The 10,342-nt window shown below is 36.6% G+C and carries 10 protein-coding genes; all 10 read right to left on the bottom strand.

Features of this window, described 5'->3' with window-relative positions:
- Positions 1-555: 555 nt before the first annotated feature.
- Positions 556-2,037 carry a lysine--tRNA ligase gene (gene lysS, locus KM885_RS14240; RefSeq protein WP_060668375.1) on the bottom strand — a complete coding sequence of 494 codons (1,482 nt, stop codon included), beginning with the start codon at positions 2,035-2,037 and terminating at the stop codon, positions 556-558.
- 300 nt (positions 2,038-2,337) lie between these two features.
- Positions 2,338-2,541 carry a helix-turn-helix domain-containing protein gene (locus tag KM885_RS14235; protein ID WP_047186925.1) on the bottom strand — a complete coding sequence of 68 codons (204 nt, stop codon included), beginning with the start codon at positions 2,539-2,541 and terminating at the stop codon, positions 2,338-2,340.
- Positions 2,511-3,023: a 2-amino-4-hydroxy-6-hydroxymethyldihydropteridine diphosphokinase gene (gene folK, locus KM885_RS14230; protein ID WP_047186924.1), complete on the bottom strand. Its 513-nt coding sequence runs from the start codon at positions 3,021-3,023 to the stop codon at positions 2,511-2,513. The genes KM885_RS14235 and folK overlap by 31 nt, the downstream gene beginning before the upstream one ends.
- Positions 3,020-3,385 carry a dihydroneopterin aldolase gene (gene folB, locus KM885_RS14225; protein ID WP_216884170.1) on the bottom strand — a complete coding sequence of 122 codons (366 nt, stop codon included), beginning with the start codon at positions 3,383-3,385 and terminating at the stop codon, positions 3,020-3,022. The genes folK and folB overlap by 4 nt, the downstream gene beginning before the upstream one ends.
- Positions 3,386-3,387: 2 nt before the next feature.
- Positions 3,388-4,212 carry a dihydropteroate synthase gene (folP, locus tag KM885_RS14220; RefSeq protein WP_047186922.1) on the bottom strand — a complete coding sequence of 275 codons (825 nt, stop codon included), beginning with the start codon at positions 4,210-4,212 and terminating at the stop codon, positions 3,388-3,390.
- A 229-nt stretch (positions 4,213-4,441) separates the two neighbouring features.
- Positions 4,442-5,371 (bottom strand): cysteine synthase A, encoded by a 930-nt coding sequence (cysK, locus tag KM885_RS14215; protein ID WP_047186921.1) that lies wholly within the window; start codon positions 5,369-5,371, stop codon positions 4,442-4,444.
- A 104-nt stretch (positions 5,372-5,475) separates the two neighbouring features.
- Positions 5,476-6,372 (bottom strand): peptidylprolyl isomerase, encoded by an 897-nt coding sequence (locus tag KM885_RS14210; protein WP_145523701.1) that lies wholly within the window; start codon positions 6,370-6,372, stop codon positions 5,476-5,478.
- Between the two features lie 19 nt (positions 6,373-6,391).
- Positions 6,392-7,261, bottom strand: coding sequence for an Hsp33 family molecular chaperone HslO (gene hslO / locus KM885_RS14205; protein WP_047186919.1), 870 nt, complete (start codon positions 7,259-7,261; stop codon positions 6,392-6,394).
- A 15-nt stretch (positions 7,262-7,276) separates the two neighbouring features.
- Complete coding sequence (locus KM885_RS14200) at positions 7,277-8,059, bottom strand: type III pantothenate kinase (protein ID WP_047186931.1); 783 nt, start codon at positions 8,057-8,059, stop codon at positions 7,277-7,279.
- A gap of 230 nt (positions 8,060-8,289) precedes the next feature.
- Positions 8,290-10,290, bottom strand: coding sequence for an ATP-dependent zinc metalloprotease FtsH (gene ftsH / locus KM885_RS14195; protein WP_216884169.1), 2,001 nt, complete (start codon positions 10,288-10,290; stop codon positions 8,290-8,292).
- Between the last annotated feature and the right edge of the window lie 52 nt (positions 10,291-10,342).

Here is a 10,342-nt window from a genome sequence, read left to right as displayed (position 1 = left end):
ACCTTCTATTTTAAAAGAAAACGAGTTTCTTTTATCTTAACATACTGGTTGTTTTGTTCAGTTTTCAAAGAGCAAATGTTTATCACCGCTTTGTAACAGCGACTTTATTAATATAACATGGCGAGTTTTGAAAGTCAACACTTTTTTAAAACTCTTTTTTGTTGTCTCTCTTATTAGAGAAGCAACGTTTAATAATTTACCACTTATCCATATTAAAATCAAGTACTTTTTTACAAAAAGTTAACAAAGTTAATATAGAGTTGCTTCTGACTAATTGTTTTATCTTTACTTCCCTTTTAAATTAGCCTGTGCTTAATAATTCTCCCAGTTGGATTTTCGAGTGCAATTCTTTGAAGGTAATTTTCGTTGGTACTTTATATTACCTGTTTGCCCTAATGAAACTTCCTTAAAAAGTTAAGATCGTACATTCTCATCTTTACACGTTCCTAACATTTTTACCAATTAGTATTTTTAAGCACTCATAATACCGCCATTTTTTTGCAGCATGAAAAAAAGCTTTGAACTAAAACATAGTATTAGTTCAAAGCTTTTATATTATTTATTACGCATCTGAGGGAATAAAAGAACGTCCCTAATAGATGGTGAATTGGTCAATAACATGACTAGACGATCAATACCTATTCCAAGCCCACCTGTTGGAGGCATACCATATTCCAACGCCTCTAGGAAATCCTCATCCATAAGATGTGCTTCATCGTTTCCTTCTTCTCTTTCTTTCACTTGTGCTTCAAAACGTTCACGTTGGTCAATTGGATCATTTAATTCACTAAATGCATTCGCATGTTCACGACCAACAATAAATAGCTCAAAGCGATCTGTAAATCGTTCATCTTCTTTATTTTTCTTAGCTAATGGTGAAATTTCTACAGGGTGACCATAAATAAAGGTTGGTTGAATTAATGTTTCTTCTACCTTTTGTTCAAAGAACTCATTAACAACATGTCCAAATGTCATTGTTTCTTTTACTTCAACACCATATTCCTTTGCAAGTTCGCGAGCTTCCTCATCGCTCATTTTATTCCAAAAATCAGCACCTGTTTCTTCTTTAACTGCATCAACCATATGAATTCTCTTCCATTTCGGCTCTAGATCAACTTCATATTCGCCATAGGAAATCTTCGTCTCCCCAAGTACATCTTTTGCAATATGTGCAACTAGGTTTTCTGTTAAGTCCATAATATCGTGATAATCAGCATATGCTTCGTATAGTTCTATCATTGTAAATTCAGGGTTATGACGAGTCGATACACCCTCATTACGGAATACCCGTCCAATCTCATAAACCTTCTCTAATCCACCGACAATAAGACGTTTCAAATGCAATTCGATAGCGATACGCATGTATAGCGGGATGTCGAGTGCATTATGGTGAGTAACAAACGGGCGTGCTGCAGCTCCACCAGGGATACTATGCATCATTGGTGTTTCTACTTCTAAATAACCATGACCATTTAAATATTCACGCATGGATTGAATAATTTTACTACGTAGGATGAAAGTTTCTTTACTTTCCATATTCGTAATTAAATCTAAATATCGCTGACGATAGCGTTGCTCTACGTCCTTTAATCCATGATATTTTTCCGGTAACGGTCGTAAAGATTTTGTTAATAGGTGAAATTCCTCCACTTTAATAGATAATTCACCCATATTCGTACGGAAAATTTCACCTTTAACCCCTACGATGTCTCCAAGGTCAATGGATTTAAATACTTGGTACGCCTCTTCGCCTACCTCATCTTTACGAACGTAAATCTGGATTTGTCCACTTAAATCTTGAATATGTGCAAAGCCAGCTTTTCCTTTTCCTCGCTTTGTCATGACTCTTCCAGCAACCGTAGCTTCTTCTTTAACTTCTTCTAATTCTTCTTTAGAAGAGGATTCAAATTTCTCTATTATATCCTTCGCTAAATGGGTTCTTTCAAATTTACTTCCAAATGGATCTATACCTTTTTCTAAATAGTCATTTAGCTTCCCACGTCTTACAAGCATCTGTTCATTTAACTCTTCTGACACAATAAACCCTCCAGTCCTATTATAGGTGTAAGTATATAAGAAAAAAACAGTTTATTCACGTATATCGAATTAAAACCTTATCTTCTAACGCATTATAACCTTTTGATTTATTTTAAATACTTCAATTGTATGGTATGTACTTCATCATATTTATTTAAAAAGCTGCCAGTAAAGCCGCTGGCAGATTTCTTGGTAGAAAAGAAGGTATGAAACTTTACTTTCAGCTTCAACTTTTCTACATAGTTATATAAGGATGTAATAATTGATCACGTGATTCAACGAGGTTATTTTCTTTATAAATTACTCCATTGTAATTTCCTCTTTTGGTATATCAAGAACATCCGCAATTTGATTCATTAATTCGTCTGTTACAGGTTTTGTCCCTCTTTCCACATTTCCAATTTGAGAAATAGAAACATTTAATTCCTTTGCAAAATCAATTTGGGTATACCCTTTTAATTTACGAAAGGCTTTTATTCTTCTTCCAATTCGCTTCGAATCCATTTCCTTACTCCCTTTATGTCTGCCTCTTGAAGTTTACTAAGTAGATCTCCTGGATACTTATTCCAAGTCGGAATCATAAAATCAGGGGCAATTTCATGTAATGGAATAAGTACAAATGCACGCTCATGCATTCTAGGATGCGGAATAAGCAATTCTTCTACTGTACTATTTTCGTTATTATACGTTAAAATGTCAAGGTCAATTGTTCTTGGACCGAAACGTATCTCTCTCTTCCTACCTAACTTATCTTCAATACTTTGACAATATTTAAGAAGTTCCATGGATGAAAGGGATGTTACTATACCAATCACGATATTTAAAAAGTCATTTTGGTCTGTATACCCAACTGGCACTGTTTCATAAACGGATGATTGGGCTTTGATGGTTATATTTTCATTTTCCTCAAGTAATTTTAAGGCATCCTCTAAATAATCTATTCGTGGTTCTATGTTCGTTCCTAACGATATATATGCTTGATTCATTTTACTTTCTCCCTATATATCTCTACTTCAACAGATTCATAATGTCCCGGAATTGGTGGATCTGGCTTAATTACTTTTACCGTACAAGCATTTAAACGATTGAAAGATGAAAGTAGCGCATTGGCTATATCCTCCGCCACAGCCTCAAGTAAGTTTTTGGATTCCCCTTCCACAATTCTTTTTACCATTTCATATACCTCGCCATAATGAATAGAATCTAACATATCATCTGTTCGACCAGCTTTACGTAAATCAGTGTATAACACAATATCTACAATAAATCGTTGGCCTAATCTTTTTTCTTCTGGCATTAATCCGTGGAAACCATAAAACTGTAACTGGTTTAATAAAATCTTATCCAAAGTTATCTTCTCCCTTCACGAAGCATTGTGTCCATCATTCTTGCAAGCTCCACATTCAGTCTCACATTATGAACACGAACCATATGAGCCCCTTTAACGATTCCTAGGCATGTCGTTGCGCCTGTCCCTATGTCACGCTTGGTTGGCTCCGTAATATTTAAAGTACTACCGATAAATCTTTTACGGGAAGTAGCTAATAAAAGTGGATAACCCATTTGTACAAACTGTTCCAAGTTATTCATTACCACTAAATTATCTGTTCCGGATTTCGCGAATCCTACTCCTGGATCGAGAATAATATTCTCCCTTCGTACACCAGCTTTTAAAGCTATTTCAATACTTCCCTCTAAATCTTTTTTCATATCATCAATAAGGGTTTGATAATTTTCATTGTCACGATTATGCATTAGAATAATTGGCACATTATATTCTCTTGCAACATTTGCAATTTCTGGATCTTTCTTTGCTCCCCATATATCATTAATCATATCTGCACCCGCTTCAACAGCATGTCGGGCTGTTTCTGCTTTAAATGTATCTATAGAGATGGGTAAATTAACATGCTCCTTAATTGCCTTAATGACAGGTACAACCCTTTCAACTTCTTCCTTGGACGATATAGGGATATGACCGGGTCGTGTTGACTCTCCACCTATATCTATAATATCCGCACCTTCTTGTTCCATTCTTTTGGCCTGTCCTATTGCTTTCTCAATGGTTGTATAATTTCCTCCATCAGAAAAAGAATCCGGAGTAACATTCAATATTCCCATAATGTGTGTTCGCTTAGACAAATGCAGTGTTTTGGTTGCTGTCTTTAATTCCATTTCACTGTCCCTCTTCCGATATGTTTTTATTTAATCCTATCATACTATATAAAGCTCCTTCCAGCTTTCTCCTTGGAAACGAAGAAGGACAAAGGATTGTAGTCTAAACTAATCCTTTGTCCTTCTTCATAGAAAGTATAAAGAAGACTTCCATCAGTAGAGGCTTTCCTCCATCTCCCACTGATGGTTAGTCGCACTTATACCCTTGTGGGTGCTTGCGCCTTTGCTCTTAATTTTCTTCATCAAATTGGTAAAGTGGGGTCGACAAGTAACGTTCCCCGTTATCTGGAATGATTGCTAATACCTTTTTACCTTTACCTAATTCTTTTGCTACTTTTTTAGCTGCAGCAACTGCAGCACCCGCTGAAATACCACCTAAAATTCCGTTTGTTTTTGCCACTTGGCGTGAAGTTTCAAATGCTTCCTCATTCTCAATCTGGATAATTTCATCATATATATCCGTGTTTAAAATTTCAGGTACAAATCCTGCTCCTAAACCTTGGATTTTATGTGGGCCTGGGTTACCACCAGATAAAACCGGTGATGCTGAAGGTTCAACAGCATATATTTTTATGTTCTTAAATTTTTCTCTTAGGACTTTACCAGCACCTGTGATAGTTCCACCAGTACCAATACCTGCAATAAATGCATCTAGCCCATCAGACATTTGCTCCACGATTTCCTTACCAGTAGTACGTTCATGTACATCAACGTTAGCTTTATTATTAAATTGTTGTGGAACAAAGTAGCCTTTTTCCTTCTGTAACTCTTCAGCCTTGGCAATTGCACCTTTCATTCCATCTGCACCAGGAGTTAGAATAAGCTCCGCCCCATAAGCACGTAATAAATTACGTCGTTCCATACTCATTGTATCTGGCATCACTAAGATTGCTTTATATCCCTTTGCTGCCGCAACCATCGCTAAACCAATACCAGTATTTCCGCTGGTTGGTTCAATGATGGTGTCACCAGGTTTTAATACTCCTTCTTTTTCAGCTGCTTCAATCATAGCCAAGCCAATACGATCTTTCACTGAACTACCTGGATTAAAAAATTCTAACTTCAAGTAAATATCTGCACTATTCTCATCTGTCATATTATTTAATTTAACAATTGGAGTTTCTCCAATTAATCCTGTTATCGAATCCGCCACTCTCACAAAAATTCCTCCTCATCCTAATCCTAGTATTCTTATATGATTAATTTATAACTTTTATTCCATTCTGTCAACTAAAAAGCTGGAAAATCTCAAATGACTTATGATCAATCATATATCCACTTCACATTTAACTTTTCCCATAATGCTTCAGCAGAAAGAGTTTGATCTAATTGCTCTAAGGCTAATTCACTTTCTATATAAGGCTTTAATTCTTCATATGAAAACTCAATAGATGGTAGTTTACGGTGTAAATAAATAATGGCCACCCCATTTTCCGTTTGAAATGGCTCGCTATAAGAATGTTCATTCATGGTTCGCGCTACACTCTCATAACCATTAGGGAAAAACTGACTTTTAGTATGAATAAAGCCAATATAACCGCCATTACTTCTTGTTTCTTTATCTTTTGAGTATTCTTTAGCCAGCAATGAAAAAGTTGCTCCTTCATCTAGTTCTTTTTTTACCTTATTAGCTATCCTAGCATTATCAACGAGAATATGTGAGATTTGCATTGCTTCAGAAAAATTGTATTGACTTTTATACTTTTGATAATAGGTCTGTACTTCTTCTTCCGTTACGGAATGATCCATCGCTAATAGTCTCTCCAATTGATAACGATAAATGATATCGTTTCGTAAATCTCTTTCTAACCTTTTGGCCTCTTCCTTTGTCATTATTCCTTGCATTGATGTCAAAAGAGAAATATCTCTTTTAATTATCTTTTCGTCAACTTCAATATGATATTGATCAGCTAATTGATGTACGACTTCTTGATTAATTAATGTTTTTAGTTGACTCTTTCCGTTCCTATTGATTAATGAATTAATCCATTCTATATAAGTAATTTCTTCCCCATTTATTTCTGCCACGACATCCCGTGCGGAAAGCCTCTCATGATTACTGTCAATCGCTACCTGATGACCTTGATTCAACATGACTAATGTTGCAATATTGGTAATTAGAAGAACAACGATAATACTGATCAGTAATCTTTTGGACATTTTTTATGGGCCCCTTTCATTACCGTTTCAGCTCTTCCAATTCTTCAACTGTAAAATGGTATTTTTCATTACAAAAGTGACAACTAGCTTCAGCCCCTTGATCTTCGTCTATCATACTCTGAATTTCCTCATTTCCCAGTCCAACGATTGCATTAGCGATTCTCTCCTTAGAACACTTACAACGGAACTCAACTGGCATTTTTTCATGAAACTTAACTTCACCTTCACCCAATAAACGTTCTAAGATTTGTTCTGGTGTATTTCCTTCTCTAATTAATGTACTAATAGCAGGGATACTATTCACCCTTTTCTCTAACTTATTAACCAGTTCTTCGTCCGCACCTGGCATAACTTGAACGATAAATCCACCAGCAGCTAAAATGGTATGATCAGGATTAACAAGCACTCCTGCTCCAACAGCACTTGGGACTTGTTCCGATGAAGCAAAATAGTAGGTGAAATCTTCACTTATTTCCCCAGAAATAATAGGAACCTCTCCTGTAAAGTAATCTCTAAGTCCCAAATCTTTAATAACACTTACTCTACCTTGTGTACCTACAGCTCGTCTTACGTCTAATTTTCCTTTTTCATTTAAGTCGAAATCTACATGTGGGTTTATTACGTATCCACGAACCTCTCCTTTCGCATTTCCATCTGTTATAATTGCACCGATTGGCCCATCTCCTTCCACCTTAACCGTAATCGAGTCTTCTCCTTTTAACATGGCTCCCATCATTGCCGTAATGGTAAGAGTTCTTCCCAATGCAGCTGAAGCCGTTGCCCATGTGTCTTGTCTTCTTCTAGCTTCTTCTACCATCTCCGTTGTTGAAGTTGCATAAGCACGAATCATTCCGTTGAACGCTGTTGCTTTTATCAAATAATCTTTCATTTATATTCGACTCCTTTAATGATCGTTTTCTTTGGCGATTTCTTTATAAATAATGTATAAACCTTTTAACGTTAAATGCGGATTCACCTCATCAATTGTAGTAGAGTCCTCCGCTATTAACTGAGATAGACCGCCAGTTGCAATAACCTTTGGTGATGTGTTTAGTTCATCTTTCATTCGGTTTACGATTCCATCTATCATTCCTATGGTTCCATAATAAATACCAGATTTCATGCCATCGATTGTTGTTTTTCCAAGTACACTATCTGGAGATTCGATCTCAATCCTTGGAAGTTTAGATGCTTTAGTATACAAGGCCTCCATCGATATATTCATACCTGGGGCTATAATACCCCCACAATACTCTTCTTTTTCATTAATATAGCAATAGGTAGTGGCAGTTCCAAAGTCGATTACAATAAGTGGCCCGCCATACTCTTCTATAGCAGCAACCGCATTTACAACACGGTCCGCTCCAATTTCCTTTGGATTAGGGTAATTCATTTTCAAATACTTACTGAAGCTTTCTTTACCTATAACATGTGGTTCTAGATTAAAATAATCACGGCTCATTTTTTCTAAAGAGAACATGATTGGTGGGACTACAGAGGAGATTATAATGCTATCTATATCTGTAAACTTAAGATTCTTAAATTCAAAAAGCGATTGGATTAACATTCCAAATTCATCTTCTGTTTTATATCGATCAGTTTTTATACGCCACTCGTATTCTAACGTGTCGTCCTCAAAAACACCTAATACTGTATTTGTATTTCCCACATCTATAACAAAAAGCATTTCTACCAAACCTTTCTTGAGCTATTCTTACACTATTACTCCTTAAAAATACCGATACATACGTGTAAAATATACCATAATTTGCTCTCAAAACAAAAAGCGTGGTCTAAGCGGTTTAAGAGAACTTAGGCAAATCTTTATGTAATAGAGTTATTGGAGTCCATAAAAGACCTTCTACCTGCAAAATAGAACAAAAACAGCCACTTTTACTAAAAGTGACTGTTTTTATCTTATTTATTATCTTTGTCTTCATCCGAAGCTTTGGTTTCTGACTTGCTTCCTTCTTTATCCTTAGCTTCCTCAACTTTATCTTTCGCCTCTTCATATGAAGAACCCACCGCATTCTCATCGTCTTTAGAGTTAATGTTTACTTTCACATCTTCCTTATGATCGATGACGTCAGGGTCTGGCATTTTTCCTTCTTCAAATAAAGATTTAATTTGCTTCGCTTCTAATGTTTCTACTTCAAGTAGAGTTTGTGCGATTAATTCTAATTGTTCTTTATGCTCAGTAAGAATCTTTTTAGCTCGGTCGTAACAATGATTAATAAAGTTTTGCATTTCTTTATCAATTTCATAAGCGATTGTATCACTATAGGTTTGTTCGTTCTGAATATCACGACCTAAGAATACATTACCGCCACCACCGCTAGAGAATTGTAGCGGACCAATTTTATCACTCATACCATACTCAGTAATCATCTTATGCGCAATATTTGTAGCACGTTGGAAGTCATTATGAGCACCGGTACTTACCTCGCCAAAAATAATTTCTTCTGCCACTCGTCCACCGAGTAGCCCTGTTATCTTATCGAATAATTCTGGTTTTGTCATGAAATAACGGTCTTCTTTAGGAAGCATAACTGCATATCCGCCAGCTTGCCCACGGGGTACAATCGTTACCTTATGCACCATATCGGCTTCATCAAGAACCATACCGATAACTGTATGTCCACTCTCATGGTAAGCAACGATATTTCTTTCCTTCTTAGAAATGACCCTGCTCTTCTTAGCTGGACCTGCAATAACACGGTCTGTCGCTTCATCAATATCATCTTTATTAATTGTCTTTCTATCATCCCGTGCAGCAACTAATGCCGCTTCGTTCAGTAAATTTTCTAAATCTGCGCCAGAGAAGCCTGGGGTTCTCATCGCAATTGTTCTTAAATCCACTGATTTATCCAACGGTTTATTTCTAGCATGTACTTTAAGTACAGCTTCACGGCCGTTTACATCTGGACGGTCTACTGTAATCTGACGGTCAAAACGTCCAGGACGTAATAACGCTGGGTCTAATATATCCGCACGGTTTGTTGCAGCGATAATAATAATTCCTTCGTTTGCATCAAAACCGTCCATTTCCACTAGCAATTGGTTAAGAGTTTGTTCACGTTCGTCATGGCCACCACCAAGGCCAGCACCACGTTGTCTACCAACTGCATCAATTTCATCTATAAATATAATACAAGGAGCATTTTTCTTCGCGTTCTCAAATAAATCACGTACTCGGGAAGCACCTACCCCAACGAACATTTCAACAAAGTCTGAACCACTGATGGAGAAAAACGGAACACCCGCTTCACCTGCAACAGCACGAGCAAGTAATGTTTTACCTGTTCCAGGAGGGCCAACAAGTAGAACCCCTTTAGGTATACGTGCACCAACAGCTGAGAATTTACGTGGGTCTTTTAAGAAATCAACCACTTCAATAAGTTCTTGTTTTTCCTCATCTGCACCTGCAACATCTTTAAAACGAACCTTTTTCTTCTCTTCTGTATACATTTTAGCCTTACTCTTACCGAAGTTCATTACGCGACCACCGCCGCCACCGCCTTGAGCTTGACTAAAAATAAATAATATAAATAGTCCAATCAACAAGAAAGGAAGGATTCCAGTTAAGAAAGTTAACCAAGGGCTAGGTTGTTCTTCCTCCGCAACCTGAAGAACTCCTTGATCTGTTGCTGTTTCCGTAACTTGAGAAATAACATTTGTATTGTCAGGTACTTGTGTAACAAATGTTGTTTTATCTTTTAATTCACCAGTAATACGGTAAATTCCATTTGCCGGTTGCAAAGTCATTTCATCAACATTTCCGGCATTTAATTCATCCATAAATTCCCTTACATCAAATTGTTCTCTATCTTCACCTTGTCCTTTGAATACGCCAAAGACTCCGATTACTACAAAGAAAATAAGTATCCAAAAGAACACATTCCGAAAGATCTGATTCATTTCGTACCTCCTCCCGTATGGGGAAAACTATAGTTCATCGTATCATATGGAA

The sequence above is a fragment of the Oceanobacillus caeni genome (genome assembly GCF_019037185.1).
Classification (GTDB): Bacteria; Bacillota; Bacilli; order Bacillales; family Amphibacillaceae; genus Oceanobacillus; species Oceanobacillus caeni.
Note: the sequence above shows the minus strand (reverse complement) of the source record. Positions and strands in the feature narration are given on the sequence as shown.

Excerpts from the sequence above, each read along its gene's own strand:
- KM885_RS14210 (WP_145523701.1), bottom strand. The coding sequence starts at position 6,372 with ATGTCCAAAAGATTACTGATCAGTATTATCGTTGTTCTTCTAATTACC.
- hslO (WP_047186919.1), bottom strand. The coding sequence starts at position 7,261 with ATGAAAGATTATTTGATAAAAGCAACAGCGTTCAACGGAATGATTCGT.
- KM885_RS14235 (WP_047186925.1), bottom strand. The coding sequence starts at position 2,541 with ATGGATTCGAAGCGAATTGGAAGAAGAATAAAAGCCTTTCGTAAATTA.
- ftsH (WP_216884169.1), bottom strand. The coding sequence starts at position 10,290 with ATGAATCAGATCTTTCGGAATGTGTTCTTTTGGATACTTATTTTCTTT.
- KM885_RS14200 (WP_047186931.1), bottom strand. The coding sequence starts at position 8,059 with ATGCTTTTTGTTATAGATGTGGGAAATACAAATACAGTATTAGGTGTT.
- folK (WP_047186924.1), bottom strand. The coding sequence starts at position 3,023 with ATGAATCAAGCATATATATCGTTAGGAACGAACATAGAACCACGAATA.
- folP (WP_047186922.1), bottom strand. The coding sequence starts at position 4,212 with ATGGAATTAAAGACAGCAACCAAAACACTGCATTTGTCTAAGCGAACA.